Here is a 15678-nt window from a genome sequence, read left to right on the forward strand (position 1 = left end):
CTGGCCCACCCGGCCGCGACATGCAAATGATATCCGCCGATCAATTGATCGACGCTTTTGACAATTGTCCGATGAACGATTGTTCAGGCCGACTCGGCGGTTTTCGCGCGCATCAACAGCTGGTGACGCAGGACATAACGCCGAATGATCTTCGCCTGTGACTCGGGCGGGTCGTAGAGGGCGACCATCTCCACCGACAGCGGCCCGCGGACCGGCACCTGCTGCCGCATCGCGCTGGCCTTCCACACCGTGGCGGGCATCTCCACCACGTCGGCGCCGAGTTGGACGCGCAGCGCCACCTCGTGCCCGGGCCGCACCTCCACGTCGGTGAAGTGCGCCCGGATCGAGCGTTCGCTGATGTCGTGCACCCAGCCGATCGCGTCGGGGTGCCCGGGCCGGGTCATCACCACCGGCTCACCGCCGCCGCCGCGCACGTAGAGCCGGTTCTGCACGATCTCCGGCTCGCCGGCCAGGCGGAGTTCCACCCGGTTCTCACCGGCCGCGGCGACCGTGGCGGACACCACGTACCGGCCGCGGGGCGTGGCCGGCCAGCGCAGGATCACGGTCGCGCCGGCCCGGGGCACCCCGGCCTGCGGCAGGGAGACGGTCACCCCGGCCGCCGACCCGGCCACGACCCGGACGCCCGGGTGGATGTCGCCCCCGGACTCCATCTCGACGCGTGAGCCGTCCTCTGGAAACACGCTGATGCTCATAGTGTCCCCTGTTTCGGCAGGCGGACCGAGGTTTTGAGGCATACCGGCCGGTGAAGTTGACCGGCCGGGCGAACGTGCGGCGGGCGGGCTCGATACGCTCAGGGGCGTGGTCGGCCCGCAGGGTCGCGGACCGAAACGGTATTCGTACAACGCTTAGGGAGCGACACCACAAATGGCCACCATTGAAGCGATCGTCGCCCGCGAGATCCTGGATTCCCGGGGCAACCCGACCGTCGAGGTCGAGGTCGGTCTGGACGACGGCACGGTCGGCCGCGCGGCGGTTCCGTCCGGCGCCTCCACCGGCGCGTTCGAGGCGCTCGAGCTGCGGGACGGCGACAAGGGCCGGTACCTCGGCAAGGGTGTCGAGAAGGCGGTCGCCAACATCGAGGACAAGATCGCCGACGAGCTGATCGGTTACGAGGCGAGCGAGCAGCGCCTGATCGACCAGAAGATGCTCGACCTGGACGGCACCGACACCAAGTCGGAGCTGGGCGCCAACGCGATCCTGGGCGTCTCGCTGGCGGTGGCCAAGGCCGCCGCGCTCTCCGCCGAGCTCCCGCTGTTCCGTTACATCGGTGGCCCGAACGCCGCCGTCCTGCCGGTCCCGATGATGAACATCGTGAACGGTGGCGCGCACGCCGACTCCAACGTCGACGTGCAGGAGTTCATGATCGCCCCGATCGGCGCCCCCACCTTCCGTGAGGCGCTGCGCACCGGCGCCGAGGTGTACCACGCGCTGAAGTCGGTGCTGAAGAAGAAGGGCCTGTCCACCGGCCTGGGTGACGAGGGTGGCTTCGCGCCGAACCTGCCGGCCAACGCCGCCGCGCTGGACCTGATCGCCGAGGCGGTCCAGGCCGCCGGTTTCTCCCTGGGCAGCGACATCGTGCTGGCCATGGACGTCGCGGCCACCGAGTTCTACAAGGACGGGTCCTACGTTTTCGAGGGCTCGCCGAAGTCGACCGACGAGATGATCGCCTACTACGCGAAGCTCGCCGCCGACTACCCGATCGTCTCCATCGAGGATCCGCTGGCCGAGGACGACTGGGCCGGCTGGAGCGCGATGAGCGAGCAGCTCGGCAACAAGATCCAGATCGTCGGCGACGACCTGTTCGTCACCAACCCGCAGCGCATCGCCCGCGGCATCGCCGAGTCGGCCGGTAACGCGGTGCTGGTCAAGGTGAACCAGATCGGTTCGCTGACCGAGACGCTGGACGCCGTGGACCTGGCGCACCGGGCCGGTTTCAAGACGATGATGTCGCACCGCTCCGGTGAGACCGAGGACACCACGATCGCCGACCTGGCGGTCGCGGTCGGCTCCGGTCAGATCAAGACCGGCGCGCCGGCCCGGTCCGACCGGGTGGCGAAGTACAACCAGCTCCTGCGCATCGAGGAGCAGCTGGAGAGCGCCGCGCGGTACGCCGGTGCGGGCGCGTTCCCGCGTTACCGGGTCGCGTAACTCACGCTCGACAGATCATGGGTGGTGGCACCCGACCGCGGGAGGGTGCCACAATCCGGGGCGGGGAGGGGTGAAGATGACACAGCGCCGCATGCCGAGCGGTCAGGGCCCGTCCCGCCGATCGGGTGGCGCCAGTGGCCGTCCCGGTGCTTCCCGCACCCGTGGCGCCGGTCCGGTCCGGGTGGAGGCCCGCCCGACCGTCCGGGTGCCCACGTCACGCAGCGCGCGCCCGGCCGGCGCGCGGCGTACTTCGCAGTCCGGCGGCCCGGCCGCCACGCGCACCGCCGCGCCCCGGCCGCGTGCGCTGACCAGCCGGGCAACCGTCCTGCTCGCGGTCCTCGTGGTGCTGGCCCTGGCCTACACCTACCCGATCCGGGTCTATCTGCAGCAGGAGGCGCAGATCGCCCAGATGGAGCGGGCCCAGGCCGAGCAGCGCGACCAGATCGCCGCCACGGCGACGGAGCTGGCGAAGTGGAACGACAACGAGTACATCCGGATCCAGGCGCGCAAGCAGCTGTATTACGTGCGCCCGGGTGAGGCACCGCTGCTCGTGATCGAGGACCGGGCCGGCGCCGCGCACGACGCCGGTCAGAAAGCCCCGGCGGCCGCCCCGGACCGCTGGTACGACACGCTGTGGAACAGCGTCCGAGCCGCCGACGCGGAGCCCGCGAACTGATGGATGCACCAACCCCCGCCGACCTCGACATCGTGGCGGCCCAGCTGGGCCGCCCACCCCGCGGCACCCGCGCGGTCGCGCACCGCTGCCCGTGCGGCAACCCGGACGTGGTGGAGACCTCGCCCCGGCTGGACGACGGCACGCCGTTCCCCACCATGTACTACCTGACCTGCCCGCACGCCACGGCCGCCTGCTCCCGTCTGGAGTCGGCCGGCGTGATGCGTGACATGCAGGAGCGGCTGAGCACCGACCCGGAGCTGGCCGCCCACTACGCCGCGGCGCACCGTGACTATCTGGACCGCCGCCAGGCGATCGACGACGTCCCGGAGATCCACGGCGTGTCGGCCGGCGGCATGCCCGACCGGGTGAAGTGCCTGCACGTCCACCTGGGACACGCGCTTGCCGCGGGCCGCGGAGTGAACCCGTTCGGCGACGAGGTGCGCGACGCGGTCGAGCCGTGGTGGGTCGACGGCCCCTGCGTCAAGCGCGACGAATGCTGATCCGCCGGGCCCGCACCGGGGATGTCCGGGCGATCCGGCACCTGGTCGACACGTACACGACGGATCGGCGGCTGCTCAGCAAGGCGACGGTCACCCTCTACGAGTCCGTCCAGGAGTTCTGGGTGGCGGTCGACGAGGACGGCACGGTGTCCGGCTGCGGCGCCCTGCACGTGATGTGGGAGGACCTGGCCGAGATCCGCACGGTCGCCGTGCACCCCGACAAGCGGGGCCGGAGAATCGGTCACCGGATCGTCGGCGTGCTGCTCGACCAGGCCCGCGAGCTGGGCGTGCGACGGGTCTTCTGCCTCACCTTCGAGACCCGGTTCTTCGGCTCGTTCGGCTTCACCGAGATCGACGGGGCCCCGGTTCCGCACGCGGTCTACGAGCAGCTGCTGCGGTCGTACGACGAGGGCGTCGCCGAATTCCTGGACCTGGAGCGGGTCAAGCCGAACACCCTGGGGAACACGAGAATGCTGCTGCACCTATGAGGGTCGCCGCGATCGACTGCGGGACGAACGCGATCCGCCTGCTGATCGCCGACGTGGACGGTGACCGGCTGACCGACGTGACCCGCCGGATGGAGATCGTCCGGCTGGGCGAGGGCGTCGACCGGACGGGCATGCTGTCGCCCGCCGCGATCGAGCGGACCCGGGTCGCCCTCGCCGGCTACGCCGCCGACATCGAGAAATCGGAGGCCGTCGCGGTACGCATGTGTGCCACCTCCGCCTCGCGCGATGCGTCGAACGCCGGCGACTTCCGCGCCATGGTCCGTGGTGTCCTCGGCATCGACCCGGAGGTGATCACCGGGGAGGAGGAGGCCACCCTCTCGTTCCTCGGCGCGGTCAAGGGTCTCGCCGCGCCCGGCCCGTATCTCGTCGTCGACCTGGGTGGCGGCTCCACCGAGTTCGTCACCGGCACGGACACTGTCGAGCGCGCCATCTCGATGGACATCGGCTGCGTCCGGATGACCGAGCGGCACCTGCACGGCGATCCGCCGGCCGCGGAGGAGTTGGCCGCGGCGCAGCGGGAGGTCACCGTGGCGGTGGACACCGCGCTGGCCGCGGTCGGCGGCCGGGCGGCACGCACCCTGGTCGGGCTGGCCGGGACGGTGGCCACGGTCGCGGCGCTGGCGCACGACCTGCCGGAGTACGACTCGGCGCGGATCCACCACAGTGCGGTCAGCCGGGCGGCGGTCACCCGGGTCACCGGGGAACTGCTCGGGATGACCGTGGAGCGGCGGCTGGCGCTGCCGGTGATGCATCCGGGCCGGGCCGACGTGATCGGCGGCGGCGCGCTGATCATGCGGACCATCATGGAGCGTTCCGGCCATGACACGGTGATCGCCTCCGAACACGACATCCTCGACGGCATCGCGTTCGGCCTGGCGGCGGGCTGACGCCGGCCGCACGGCTGTGTGACGGCGCCGGAGGCCGCGGGCAACGATGCCGCCGGCGGGCGGCCGTCGGCTGAACGGCCGGTCCGATCCGCCCTGTCAGCTACTTTTCGCCGCCCGTAAGTCGCTATGACGGCACCCTGCGTGATATTCCCAGCAAAGTCTCAGCACCTCTTCGATGTTTTCCGATAACCGCAGGTGGGCGGGGTCGCGTGAGGCTTCCGCGGCTGGTTATCCTCGCCTGCCACAGCGAACGGACGCTTGGCGTCCGCGAAAGGAAGCATCGATGTCCAACCCGGTTGAGCCGAACCCGTACGGCGCGCCCGCCGAGCAGCCCGGCACGGCGTTCCCGCCGCCGAACGCGGGCGCTCCCGGTGCGTACCCGCCGCCGAACCCCGGCGCCCCCGCTGCCTACCCGCCCCCGAACGCCGGCGCCCCCGGTGCGTACCCGCCGCCGAACGCCGGTGCCCCGGGCGAGTCCGCCTACCCGCCGCCCGGCGCGGCCGCCTTCCCGGCCCCGCAGCCGGCCCCGAAGAAGTCGTTCGGCAAGAAGCTGCTGGGTGTTCTCGGCACGATCGTGGTCCTGATCGTCATCGCGGCGGTCAAGTTCGGCATCGGCTTCGGGGTGAGCAAGGCGCTCAGCGGCGACCCGACCAAGGACGCCAAGGTCGGCAACTGCATCTCGGTCGACGACAAGCTGTCCGACAAGGAGACCGAGACCAAGGCCGACATCGTCGACTGCTCGAAGTCGGACGCCAAGTTCATCGTGGTCGGCCGGGTCGACGGCGTCAACGACGTGAACAGCACCGCCTGCGACAAGTACTTCACCGAGAAGGACAAGGACCCGGCGATCCTGTCCAGCCCGTCCGACTCCAAGAACAAGTACCTGCTGTGCGTCAAGGCCAACGGCTGAGCCCGAGGTCGCTGAACCGAGCCCACCGGGGGTGGCGTCGTCGCCCCCGGTGGTGCCGTTCCCGGCGCGGGATGCTCTGCTGAACGGGTGCAACCGTCGGAGAGCTCACCGCGTACGCCGCAATCGGTTGTCGATCAGGCGGCCGGGGCCGCGTCGCTGACCGTGCTCGATGCCCGCGTCGCGGATTGTTTCGCCTGCCCCCGGCTGGTCGCCTGGCGGACCGAGGTGGCCACGGTCAAGCGCGCCGCGTTCCGCGACCAGCACTACTGGGGGCGCCCGGTGCCCGGGTGGGGCCCGGCGGACGCCGCGATCGGCATCCTCGGCCTGGCACCCGCGGCGCACGGCGGCAACCGCACCGGCCGGATCTTCACCGGCGACCGTTCCGGCGACGTCCTCTTCGCCGCCCTGCACCGGGCCGGTCTGGCCAACCAGCCGACCAGCGTCGCCGCCGACGACGGCCTGACCTTGCGGCACACCCGGATCTTCGCGGCGGTGCGCTGCGCGCCGCCGGACAACAAGCCGACCCCGGCCGAACGCGACACCTGCGCCCCCTGGTTCCAGCGCGAGTTGCGGCTGCTCACCCCCACCCTGAAGGTGGTGGTCACGTTGGGTGCCTTCGCCTGGGCGGCCTGGTGGCCGGCGATGAGATCGGCGTACGCGGTGACACCCCCCGTGCCACGCCCGAGGTTCGGCCACGGCGCCGAGGTGCATCTGCCCGGCGTGCCCCCGCTGCTGGGGTGTTTCCACGTCAGCCAGCAGAACACTTTCACCGGCCGGCTCACCCCCGACATGCTCGACGCGGTGTTCGCGCGTGCGAAGGATCTGGCGGGCCTGGCATGATGCGCAGGTCTGTTTGTCGCCTCACGTCACGGATCTGATCGCGCCCGCATGGACCTTGGACTTCTGCGCCGCTGGTGGCCGCTGGCCGCCGTCATCGGGCTGCTCTTCGTGATCTCGCTGGCGGCCACCCGCTCGGCGCCCCAGCTGGACCGGATCACCCCGGAGTCCACCACGCCGACCACCCAGGCGCCGCTGCTGCCGCCCACCCCGCATCCGACCGTGGAGCAGAGTGAGTCGCCGGTCGAGGCGGCTCGCGGCCTGCCCGGCTGGGTCGGCAGCGCGGCGGTCGCGGTGATCGTCGTGCTGGTGATCGTGATGGTGGTGATCCTCATCTGGGCGCTGCTGCGGGACGTGGCCCGCCGTCGGCGCAACCGGACCGGCCGCCGCGACCCGCGCCGCGCCGGGAACACCGCCGAGGATCTGGTCGCCGCGCTCGACGCCGGTCTGGAGGAGCTCTCCGACACCGACCGCGACCCGCGTCGCGCGGTGATCGCCTGCTGGGTGCGGCTGGAGCAGGCCGCCGCCGCGGCCGGCACCGTCCGGCATCCCGGCGACAGCCCCACCGACCTGGTCGGCCGGCTGCTCGCCGAGCAACAGGTGGACGCCGCCGTGCTCGCCGCCCTGATGGAGGTGTACCGGGAGGCCCGGTACGCCACCCACACCGTCGACGACCGGATGCGCCAGCAGGCGCGGTACGCGCTGGAGCGGTTGCGCGCCGACCTGGGGGCGCTGGCGTGAGCGACGGGGGACTCGACGAACTCTTCGGGATGACGGCCGCGCCGGCCGCCCCGGAGCCCGCGCCGGCGCCGGCCCGTCGCCGCTCGCCGGCGCTGCGGGTGGCCGGCAACGTGCTGCTGGTGGTGGTCGCCACGGTGGTCGTGGTGGCCGCGCTGCGGGCCGGCGGCGTGCACGTGCCGCTGCTGCTGGTCGTGGCCCTGCTGGCCGGCCTGCGGCTGGTCACCATGGCGGCCGCCGCGGTGCGCCCGCCGAAGCCGCCGCGCGGCCGGTCCGGCGGCACCGACGCCCAGGCCCGGGCCGCCGACTCGCTGCGGGCCACGGTGCGCCGCTGGGAGTGGACCCTGGACAAGGCGCACGCCGACCCGGACACCTATGCGCGTACCGTCGTGCTGCCGGTGCTCGGCGAACTCGCCGACGAACGCCTGCGGCTGCGGCACGGCATCACCCGCGCCACCGATCCGGCACGCGCCCGGGAACTGCTCGGCGGCGACGCCTGGGCGGTACTGTCCGATCCCGGTCGTCGCGGACTGAAGGCGAAAGACCTGGAGACGTACGTGCAAGCCATGGAACGACTGTGAGAAAGGTGCGCCGGTGACCCAGCAAGGCGGACAGGCTCTTCCTCCGTACGAGGTCGGGCGGCTGGCCGGTGCGGTGCTCGACGCGGTGAACAGCGTCGTGGTCGGCAAACGGGAGGCGCTCGAACTGGTGCTGGCCGGCATCCTGGCCGGTGGCCACGTGCTGCTCGAGGACCTGCCCGGGCTGGGCAAGACGCTGACCGCGCGGTCGTTCGCGCAGGCGCTCGGGCTCGACTTCCGGCGGCTGCAGTTCACCCCCGACCTGCTGCCCGCCGACGTCACCGGCTCGTTCCTGTACGACCAGCGCAAGGGTGACTTCGCGTTCCGGGCCGGGCCGGTGTTCACCAACATGCTGCTGGCCGACGAGATCAACCGGACCCCGCCGAAGACCCAGTCCGCCCTGCTCGAGGCGATGCAGGAGAAGCAGGTCTCGGTCGAGGGCGTGACCTACCGGCTGGACCCGCCGTTCCACGTGCTGGCCACCGCCAACCCGATCGAGTACGAGGGCACGTACCCGCTGCCCGAGGCGCAGCTCGACCGGTTCCTGCTCCGGGTGTCGTTCGGCTACCCGACCGCCGAGGAGGAGTGGGAGGTGATGCGCCGCCGGATGTCCCGCCGTCAGGAGGAGGCGCAGCTCACCCCGGTGGTCGACGCCCGCACCCTGCAGGTGATGCAGGCCGCGCTGGAGTCGGTCGCGGTCGAGGACTCGATCGGGCGCTACATCGTCTCGCTGGCCGCGGCCACCCGCGAGCACACCGCGGTGCTGGTCGGCTCGTCGCCGCGTGGCTCGCTGGCACTGCTGCTGCTGGCCCGGGCCCGGGCCGCGATGGCCGGCCGGGACTACGTGGTGCCCGAGGACGTCAAGGACGTCGCGGTGCCGGCCCTGGCGCACCGGATCACGCTGCGTCCGGAGATGTGGCTGCGCCAGGTGAACCCGGCGTTCGTGGTGCAGGAGGTGCTCAGCGCGGTGCCGGCCCCGGCCAGCGGGGCGCTTCCGACCTACGCCCGGCATGACTGAACCGGCCGCTCCGAGTTGGGCGCCGACCCGGGCGCTCGGCCGCTCGGTGCTGCTCACCGGGCTGCTCCTGCTGCTCGGCGTGGCCCTGGGCCGGGTCGACCTGGTGCTGCTGGCCGCCCCGTTCGCGATCGGGGTGGCGCTGAACCTGCGGAACCGGCCGCAGGCGATGCCGGAGGTGACCATCACCGCCGACGAGGCGCACCTGGTCGAGGGCGGCGCGGTGCAGGCCGCCCTGACCGTGGCCAACCCGGACGTGCTCGGCTACGACCTGGTGGTGGTGCGCACCCGGACGTCGCCGTGGCTGCGCCTGGAGCACGCCGACCGGCCGTTCGCGATCACCGTGCCGTCCGACGGGTGGGCCGCCGTCGACCTGCCCGGCGAGGCGCTGCGCTGGGGCCGGCAGGACGTCGGCCCGGCCGCCGCGCGGGCCGCGGCCTGCGGCGGGCTGCTCGCCTGCCGCCCGGTGGTCACCCCGGCGCGCGGCGTGCGGGTCTATCCGATGACCGAGCCGTTCAAGGCGACCGAGGCGATGCCGGCCGCGGCCGGCCTGGTCGGCGCGCACCGCTCGCGGCGGCTGGGGGAGGGCGGTGAGCTGGCCGGCGTGCGCCAGTTCGCACCCGGCGACCGGCTGCGCCGCATCGACTGGCGGGTCTCGCTGCGCACCCGCGACCTGCACGTGGCCTCCACCCTCTCGGACCGCGACGCCGAGGTGCTGCTCCTGCTCGACCTGCTGGGCGAGGTGGGCCGGTCCGGCGGGGTGGCGGGCGGCGCCTCGGTGCTGGACACCACGGTCCGCGCGGCCGCCGCGGTCGCCGAGCACTACCTGCACCGCGGCGACCGGGTGTCACTGCTGGAGTACGGCGCCACCGCCCGCCGGCTGCGCGCCGCCTCCGGCCGCCGGCAGTACCTCACCGTCCTGGAGTGGCTGCTCGACGTGCGCGCCGACCCGGTCGACGAGGAGTACGAACCTGCCCTCGGCTCGCACCAGATCTCCACCTCGGCGCTGGTCGTGGTGCTCACCCCGCTGATCGATCCGCGCGCCGCGGACATGCTGGCCCAGCTCACCCAGGCCGGCCGGTTCGTGGTCGCGGTGGACACGTTGCCGGAGGACGCCGCGCCGCCGGTCCGCAACCAGTGGAGCCAGCTGGCCACCCGGCTGTGGCGGATCGAGCGGGAAAACGTGCTGGGCCGGCTCCGCGAGCACGGTGTGCCGGTGGTCACCTGGGCCGGCGCCGGCAGCCTGGACCTGGTGCTGCGCGACGTGGCCCGGATGGCCGCCGCACCGAGGGGGCGATGACGTGCTGACCGGACTCCTGCGGCGGATCAGCCGGATCCCGGGCATGGTCCGCCGGGCCACCGTGATCCCGATGCTGGTACGCGCCGGCATCGCCCTGTGCGGGCTGTTCGCGATCGCCGTGGCCTGGCCGATCGAGCTGGTGGCGAGTCAGTTCGTGGTGCCGCTGGTGCTGGTCGCGCTCTGGCCGGCGTTCGCCCCGCGGGGCCGCGCCGCCACCTTCGCCGCGCTGGTCGTGGTGGCCGGCTGGATCGTCGACACCTCGGGGTACGACTCGCGGATCGCGCTCTGGCGGGTGCTGTCCCTGGCCACCCTGCTCTATCTCGGTCACACGCTGACCGCGCTGGCCGCCGTCCTGCCCTACGACGCGGTGGTCAACCTGGAGGTCCCGGGCCTGTGGCTGGGCCGCGCCGGGATCGTGGTGCTGATCTCGGCGGTGTTGACCGTGCTCGCTCTGGGGCTTACTGCGGATCTTGATGGTGATGCGTTCCAATTGGCGACATTGGTGGGATTGGCTGCTGCGACCGGTGTGACGATGCTTTTGGTTCGCCTTACCAGGCGGAGCTGATATTCGGGGAGTTTATGTGTCCTTCGACACTTGACTTTCAAGGTTGCGATGGTCACAGAACGACGCATGAACGGCCGGTCGCGCGCGAGAATAGGGGCGTGAATCCGCCGCGCATAGTCGTCGTAGGTGCAGGTCATGTCGGGCTGTACACGGCCCTACGCCTGTCCAAGAAGCTGAACCGGAACCACGCCGAGGTCGTTGTCATCGACCCCGTGCCGCACATGACCTATCAGCCGTTCCTGCCCGAGGCAGCGGCCGGTAGCATCTCGCCGCGCCACGCCGTTGTGCCGCTGCGCCGTGAGCTGAAGAAGTGCCGCATCGTCTCCGGTGAGGTCACCAAGGTCGAGCACGCTCGCAAGACGGTGATCATTCAGCCGATCGACGGCCCCTCCTACGAGATGGCGTACGACCACATCATCGTGGCGCCCGGCTCGGTCTCGCGGACTCTCCCGATCCCCGGTCTCAGCGAGATCGGTATCGGTCTCAAGACCATCGGCGAGGCCATCTACCTGCGCAACCACATCCTCGACCGGCTCGACGTCGCCGCCGTGACGCCGGACCCGGAGGTGCGCAAGGCCTCGCTCAACTTCGTCTTCGTCGGTGGCGGCTTCGCCGGCATCGAGGCGCTCGCCGAGATGCAGGACCTGGTCGCCGACGGTTTGAAGTACTACCCGGAGCTGGACCCGAAGGAGGTCCACTTCATCCTGGTCGAGGCGACCAACCGGATTCTGCCCGAGGTCGGCCCCGAGATGGGGGCGTACGCCGCTCGCCAGCTCGCCGCCCGCGGCGTCGACCTGCGCCTCGAGGTCTTCCTGAACTCCTGCGTCGACGGCCAGATCGAGCTCTCCGACGGTGACTCGTTCCGCGCCGAGACCCTGGTCTGGACGGCCGGCGTGAAGCCGTCGCCGATGCTGCAGCAGACCGACCTGCCGCTCGGTCCGCGCGGGCACGTCAACTGCCTGCCCACCCTGCAGGTCGCCACGCTCGAGGGCGAGGTGCTCGAGGGTGCCTGGGCGGCCGGCGACTGCGCGCAGGTCCCCGACCTGACCAACCCGGGTGGCTGGTGCTCGCCGAGCGCCCAGCACGCGGTCCGGCAGGCCAAGGTGCTCGCCGACAACATCGCCCAGGTGATCCTCGGCGGCGCTCCGAAGGAGTACCGGCACAAGCACGTCGGCGGCGTCGCCGGCCTGGGCATCAACAAGGGTGTCGCGCACGTCTACGGCATCAAGGTCAAGGGCTACCCGGCCTGGCTGATGCACCGCTTCTACCACGTCAGCCGGATCCCGTCGTTCAACCGCAAGGTGCGGGTGCTCGCCGACTGGGTGCTGGCCTTCATCCTCAAGCGGGAGACCGTGGCACTCGGCCAGCTGCACGCGCCGCGCGAGGAGTTCCTCGAGGTGACCCCACCGGTCGCGCCGAAGCCGAAGGCCGAGGAGAAGGTGGCCTCCGGGGCTCGCTGACGGCAAGGCCGTTCCCCACCGGGCGGGCGGCACCAGCTACGGTGTTCGCAGGCCCGCCCGGGTGGTGGAATGGCAGACACGGCCGCCTTAAAAGCGGCTGCCCTAACAGGCGTGCGGGTTCGAGACCCGCCCCGGGCACAGAGCGGTCGCGACCGGTTCGGTCGCGGCCGCTTCGTCGTTCCCCCGTCGTCTCTTCGTCGGTGGCTGGGCCGTCGACTAGCATCGGAGCGCGCCACGCACCCATGACACTTGTCATTTTCAGCCTGCTCACAGCTTCGCAGAGCGGCGATCCGGAGGCGCAGCGCTTACCCTTGAACCACAGGCATCCTGGTGCCGAACCTCAAGGGAGGCTGGACACAGTGAAGACTTCCAACCCGGTGCTCTCGCGCCTCGGCCAGGCGGCCGAGCGGGAGCGGACGGCCGGGTACGGGCCGGCCGGGCACGCGGGTTACGGTCAACCCGGCTACGGCTACGGTCAGCCGGGTTACGGCTACGGTCAGCAGCCCTATCCGACCGCCGAGGGCTACGCCGCCCCGCCCGCCGTCCAGCCGATGACCATCGACGACGTGGTCGTCAAGACGGTCACCCTGCTGGGCATCACCGGTATCTCGGCGGTCGTGGCGTGGAGCGTCGTCCCGATCTCGATGACCATGGTCGCCTGGATCGGCGCCGCCATGGTCGGCTTCGTGCTCGGCATGGTCCTCAGCTTCATGCGGATGGCGAACCCGGCGCTGGTCGTGGCCTACGCGGTGGTCGAGGGCGTCTTCGTCGGCATGATCAGCAAGGCCTACCAGAGCTTCCTCGGCTATGACGGCATCGTGCTGCAGGCGGTGGTCGCCACCTTCGGCGTCTTCTTCCTGATGGCGATGCTCTATCGCGCCCGCGTCATCAGGGCCACCCCCAAGTTCCAGCGGATCATGTATGCGGTGCTCGGCGGCCTCTTCATGGTCATGCTGATCAACCTGGTGCTGTACCTGTTCGGCGTCAACACGGGCCTGCGCGACAACGGCCCGCTCGGCTACCTCTTCAGCCTGGTCTGCATCGTCGTCGCCTCGCTGAGCTTCATCCTGAACTTCAACGAGATCGAGGAGGGCGTCCGCCAGGGTCTGCCCAAGCGCTACTCGTGGACCGCGGCGTTCGGCATCCTGGTCGGCCTGGTCTGGCTCTACGTCGAGATCCTGCGCCTGCTGAGCTATCTGCAGGGCGACGACTGACGGTTCGTCGGTCCGTCAACCCGCAACGCCCGGCCGCCTCCCCGCGGTCCGGGCGTTGCCCTTGACGATCAGCGCCCGGCCTGCCTTCCGTGGCCCGGCCCGCCTTCCGTGGCCCGGCCCGCCTTCCGTGGCCCGGCCCGCCTTCCGTGGCCCGGCCCGCCTTCCGTGGCCCGGCCCGCCTTCCGTGGCCCGGCCCGCCTTCCGTGGCCCGGCCCGCCTTCCGTGGCCCGGCCCGCCTTCCGTGGCCCGGGCGCTGCCTTCTTCCCCCACCATGGCCCGCGTGCGGCCACGCGCCTCCCGGTGCGCTCTTTCGCTCGCGGTTTCCGGTGGCACGACCCATTCCGCTGGTGTACGTCGAAAGCGCCGCACGGGTCGATTGATCCCGCGATAGGCACCTGCGGTAATCGTGCCGTCGCATTCCGAAATGATGGAATGTCCGGTCCGGTGCGCAGGGGTCAGACGATACGACGGAATTCGTCGACGGCCGCGGTGGCAATCGTCAGCAGTTCCGGGCCGGGGGAGGCGGCCAGCAGATCGTCGGAAACCACCCGCAGCTGATCCGGCAGCACCAGATCGTGCAGTCGTGGCACCTCGCGCGGCGCCCGGCCCGCCGCCTCCGCGTCCAGATCGGCGAGACGCTGCACCAGCGCGAATGCCTGATCGGCCTTGCTCGCCGAGTCGCCCCCCGCCGCGCTCTCCGCGCCGGCGCGCGCGGACCAGCGGGACTCCTCCCAGTGCCGGACCTGGGTGAGCAGACGCTCGATCGACGTGGCGAAGTCGGACATCCGGCGAGCCTACCCGGGCCGGCCCGCGGCCCGTCGGCACACCGAACGACGACGTGGGCCCGGCAACACCGGAGAGCTGTGACGCGGGGTGGCTCGTGGGCTGACGACGTACCGCGGCAATCGGATCGCGGAACGAGGCGGGCCCGGCGGGAACATGTGACCGGAACGGGCAGAGCCCGGCGCGGGAAGCGCCGGGCTCTGCGGGTGCGTCGAGCCGCGGGTGCGGGGGCCGCTGCCGGGTCAGCTCAGGCGTTCGATGAGCAGGGCCATGCCCTGGCCGCCGCCGACGCACATGGTTTCCAGGCCGATCGACTTGTCGTGCCAGTTCAGCGAGTTGATCAGGGTGCCGGTGATGCGGGCGCCGGTCATGCCGAACGGGTGGCCGACCGCGATCGCGCCGCCGTTGACGTTCAGCTTGTCCAGCGGGATGTTCAGGTCCTTGTAGGACGGGATGACCTGGGCGGCGAACGCCTCGTTGATCTCGACCAGGTCGACGTCGTCGATGGTCATGCCGGCGCGCCGGAGGGCCTGCTTCGACGCCTCGACGGGGCCCAGGCCCATGATCTCCGGGGAGAGGGCGGTGACGCCGGTCGAGATGATCCGGGCGAGCGGGGTGATGCCCAGCTCACGGGCCTTCGTGTCGCTCATGATGACGACCGCGGCGGCGCCGTCGTTCAGCGGGCAGCAGTTGCCGGCGGTGACCCGGCCGTCCGGGCGGAACACCGGCTTCAGACCGCTGACCGCCTCCAGGGTGACGCCGGCGCGCGGGCCGTCGTCCTTCGACACGACGGTGCCGTCCGGCAGGGTGATCGGGGTGATCTCCCGCTCCCAGAAACCGTCGGCGATCGCCTTCTCGGCCAGGTTCTGCGAGCGCACACCGAACTCGTCCATCTCCTCGCGGGAGACGTTCTTGATCTGGGCCAGGTTTTCCGCGGTGTAGCCCATCCCGATGTAGATGTCGGGCAGCAGGCCGTCCTCACGCGGGTCGTGCCAGGTGCCGCCGCTCTCCGCGGTGGCCTTGGTGCGGGCCTGCGCGTCGGCGAACGCCGGGTTCTCCCAGCCGCCGCCGACCAGCGCCTGCGCGGCCGAGGGCAGGCCGTCGGAGCTGCCCCGGGCGAACCGGGACACGGTCTCCACACCGGCCGAGACGAAGATGTCGCCCTCGCCGGCCTTGATCGCGTGGAACGCCATCCGGGTGGTCTGCAGCGAGGAGGAACAGTACCGCGTGATGGTGGCGCCCGGCAGACCGTCCAGGCCCAGCTTGGTGGCGACCACCCGGGCCATGTTGAAGCCCTGCTCGCCACCCGGCAGGCCACAGCCCAGGTAGAGATCCTCGATCAGGGCGCGATCGAGTTGGGGCACCTTGTTGAGCGCGGCGTCGACGATGGTGGCGGTGAGGTCGTCGGGGCGAAGCTCCTTCAGCGAGCCCTTGTGGGCGCGGCCGATCGGGGAGCGGGCAGTGGCGACGATGACAGCTTCCGGCATGCCACCAGTTTACTCAGCGGTAACATGGTCGGAAGTGTGGATTGGTCACA

General features: G+C 71.4%; 17 protein-coding genes and 1 tRNA gene. 15 read left to right on the plus strand and 3 right to left on the minus strand.

The window, feature by feature from the left end; all coding sequences use genetic code 11:
• Positions 1-83: 83 nt before the first annotated feature.
• Positions 84-713, minus strand: a complete 630-nt coding sequence (locus tag ACSP50_RS04175) for a hypothetical protein (protein ID WP_014687902.1) — start codon at positions 711-713, stop codon at positions 84-86.
• A gap of 172 nt (positions 714-885) precedes the next feature.
• Between ACSP50_RS04175 and eno the strand changes: the two genes are divergently transcribed.
• The 15 genes from eno (at position 886) to ACSP50_RS04250 (ending at position 13358) form a co-directional block, all read left to right on the plus strand.
• Positions 886-2169, plus strand: a complete 1284-nt coding sequence (gene eno / locus ACSP50_RS04180; protein ID WP_014687903.1) for a phosphopyruvate hydratase — start codon at positions 886-888, stop codon at positions 2167-2169.
• A 76-nt stretch (positions 2170-2245) separates the two neighbouring features.
• Positions 2246-2845, plus strand: a complete 600-nt coding sequence (locus tag ACSP50_RS04185; protein ID WP_014687904.1) for a septum formation initiator family protein — start codon at positions 2246-2248, stop codon at positions 2843-2845.
• Positions 2845-3345 carry a DUF501 domain-containing protein gene (locus ACSP50_RS04190; protein WP_014687905.1) on the plus strand — a complete coding sequence of 167 codons (501 nt, stop codon included), beginning with the start codon at positions 2845-2847 and terminating at the stop codon, positions 3343-3345. Before ACSP50_RS04185 ends, ACSP50_RS04190 begins: the two co-directional genes overlap by 1 nt.
• Positions 3339-3833 (plus strand): amino-acid N-acetyltransferase, encoded by a 495-nt coding sequence (locus ACSP50_RS04195; protein WP_014687906.1) that lies wholly within the window; start codon positions 3339-3341, stop codon positions 3831-3833. The genes ACSP50_RS04190 and ACSP50_RS04195 overlap by 7 nt, the downstream gene beginning before the upstream one ends.
• A complete protein-coding gene (locus ACSP50_RS04200) occupies positions 3830-4741 on the plus strand; it encodes a Ppx/GppA phosphatase family protein (RefSeq protein WP_014687907.1) in 912 nt (303 codons plus the stop codon). Before ACSP50_RS04195 ends, ACSP50_RS04200 begins: the two co-directional genes overlap by 4 nt.
• 283 nt (positions 4742-5024) lie before the next feature.
• A complete protein-coding gene (locus ACSP50_RS04205) occupies positions 5025-5651 on the plus strand; it encodes a hypothetical protein (RefSeq protein WP_014687908.1) in 627 nt (208 codons plus the stop codon).
• A gap of 87 nt (positions 5652-5738) precedes the next feature.
• A complete protein-coding gene (locus ACSP50_RS04210) occupies positions 5739-6491 on the plus strand; it encodes a uracil-DNA glycosylase (RefSeq protein WP_052311499.1) in 753 nt (250 codons plus the stop codon).
• Positions 6492-6539: 48 nt separating this feature from the next.
• Complete coding sequence (locus ACSP50_RS04215; protein WP_014687910.1) at positions 6540-7229, plus strand: DUF4129 domain-containing protein; 690 nt, start codon at positions 6540-6542, stop codon at positions 7227-7229.
• Positions 7226-7807, plus strand: a complete 582-nt coding sequence (locus ACSP50_RS04220; protein WP_080127717.1) for a hypothetical protein — start codon at positions 7226-7228, stop codon at positions 7805-7807. The genes ACSP50_RS04215 and ACSP50_RS04220 overlap by 4 nt, the downstream gene beginning before the upstream one ends.
• Before the next feature lie 13 nt (positions 7808-7820).
• A complete protein-coding gene (locus ACSP50_RS04225; RefSeq protein ID WP_014687912.1) occupies positions 7821-8822 on the plus strand; it encodes a MoxR family ATPase in 1002 nt (333 codons plus the stop codon).
• Entirely contained in the window at positions 8815-10119 is a 1305-nt protein-coding gene (locus ACSP50_RS04230) for a DUF58 domain-containing protein (RefSeq protein WP_014687913.1), read from the plus strand. The genes ACSP50_RS04225 and ACSP50_RS04230 overlap by 8 nt, the downstream gene beginning before the upstream one ends.
• Before the next feature lies 1 nt (position 10120).
• A complete protein-coding gene (locus tag ACSP50_RS04235; RefSeq protein WP_014687914.1) occupies positions 10121-10684 on the plus strand; it encodes a hypothetical protein in 564 nt (187 codons plus the stop codon).
• A 98-nt stretch (positions 10685-10782) separates the two neighbouring features.
• The gene (locus tag ACSP50_RS04240) at positions 10783-12144 is read left to right on the plus strand and encodes an NAD(P)/FAD-dependent oxidoreductase (RefSeq protein WP_014687915.1); all 1362 of its coding nucleotides are present in this window, start codon (positions 10783-10785) and stop codon (positions 12142-12144) included.
• A gap of 55 nt (positions 12145-12199) precedes the next feature.
• Positions 12200-12282: transfer RNA gene (locus ACSP50_RS04245), tRNA-Leu, on the plus strand.
• Between the two features lie 221 nt (positions 12283-12503).
• The gene (locus ACSP50_RS04250; protein WP_014687916.1) at positions 12504-13358 is read left to right on the plus strand and encodes a Bax inhibitor-1/YccA family protein; all 855 of its coding nucleotides are present in this window, start codon (positions 12504-12506) and stop codon (positions 13356-13358) included.
• 455 nt (positions 13359-13813) lie between these two features.
• On the opposite strand, the gene ACSP50_RS04255 is transcribed toward ACSP50_RS04250, so the two are convergent.
• Both ACSP50_RS04255 and ACSP50_RS04260 read right to left on the minus strand, forming a co-directional pair.
• Positions 13814-14143, minus strand: coding sequence for a hypothetical protein (locus ACSP50_RS04255; protein ID WP_014687917.1), 330 nt, complete (start codon positions 14141-14143; stop codon positions 13814-13816).
• A gap of 240 nt (positions 14144-14383) precedes the next feature.
• Positions 14384-15628 carry an acetyl-CoA C-acetyltransferase gene (locus ACSP50_RS04260; RefSeq protein WP_014687918.1) on the minus strand — a complete coding sequence of 415 codons (1245 nt, stop codon included), beginning with the start codon at positions 15626-15628 and terminating at the stop codon, positions 14384-14386.
• Between the last annotated feature and the right edge of the window lie 50 nt (positions 15629-15678).

It is taken from the genome of Actinoplanes sp. SE50/110 (genome assembly GCF_900119315.1).
Classification (GTDB): domain Bacteria; phylum Actinomycetota; class Actinomycetes; order Mycobacteriales; family Micromonosporaceae; genus Actinoplanes.

Excerpts from the sequence above, each read along its gene's own strand:
- ACSP50_RS04215 (WP_014687910.1), top strand. The coding sequence starts at position 6,540 with ATGGACCTTGGACTTCTGCGCCGCTGGTGGCCGCTGGCCGCCGTCATC.
- ACSP50_RS04175 (WP_014687902.1), bottom strand. The coding sequence starts at position 713 with ATGAGCATCAGCGTGTTTCCAGAGGACGGCTCACGCGTCGAGATGGAG.
- ACSP50_RS04205 (WP_014687908.1), top strand. The coding sequence starts at position 5,025 with ATGTCCAACCCGGTTGAGCCGAACCCGTACGGCGCGCCCGCCGAGCAG.
- ACSP50_RS04255 (WP_014687917.1), bottom strand. The coding sequence starts at position 14,143 with ATGTCCGACTTCGCCACGTCGATCGAGCGTCTGCTCACCCAGGTCCGG.
- ACSP50_RS04260 (WP_014687918.1), bottom strand. The coding sequence starts at position 15,628 with ATGCCGGAAGCTGTCATCGTCGCCACTGCCCGCTCCCCGATCGGCCGC.
- ACSP50_RS04185 (WP_014687904.1), top strand. The coding sequence starts at position 2,246 with ATGACACAGCGCCGCATGCCGAGCGGTCAGGGCCCGTCCCGCCGATCG.
- ACSP50_RS04195 (WP_014687906.1), top strand. The coding sequence starts at position 3,339 with ATGCTGATCCGCCGGGCCCGCACCGGGGATGTCCGGGCGATCCGGCAC.
- ACSP50_RS04230 (WP_014687913.1), top strand. The coding sequence starts at position 8,815 with ATGACTGAACCGGCCGCTCCGAGTTGGGCGCCGACCCGGGCGCTCGGC.
- ACSP50_RS04190 (WP_014687905.1), top strand. The coding sequence starts at position 2,845 with ATGGATGCACCAACCCCCGCCGACCTCGACATCGTGGCGGCCCAGCTG.
- eno (WP_014687903.1), top strand. The coding sequence starts at position 886 with ATGGCCACCATTGAAGCGATCGTCGCCCGCGAGATCCTGGATTCCCGG.
- ACSP50_RS04200 (WP_014687907.1), top strand. The coding sequence starts at position 3,830 with ATGAGGGTCGCCGCGATCGACTGCGGGACGAACGCGATCCGCCTGCTG.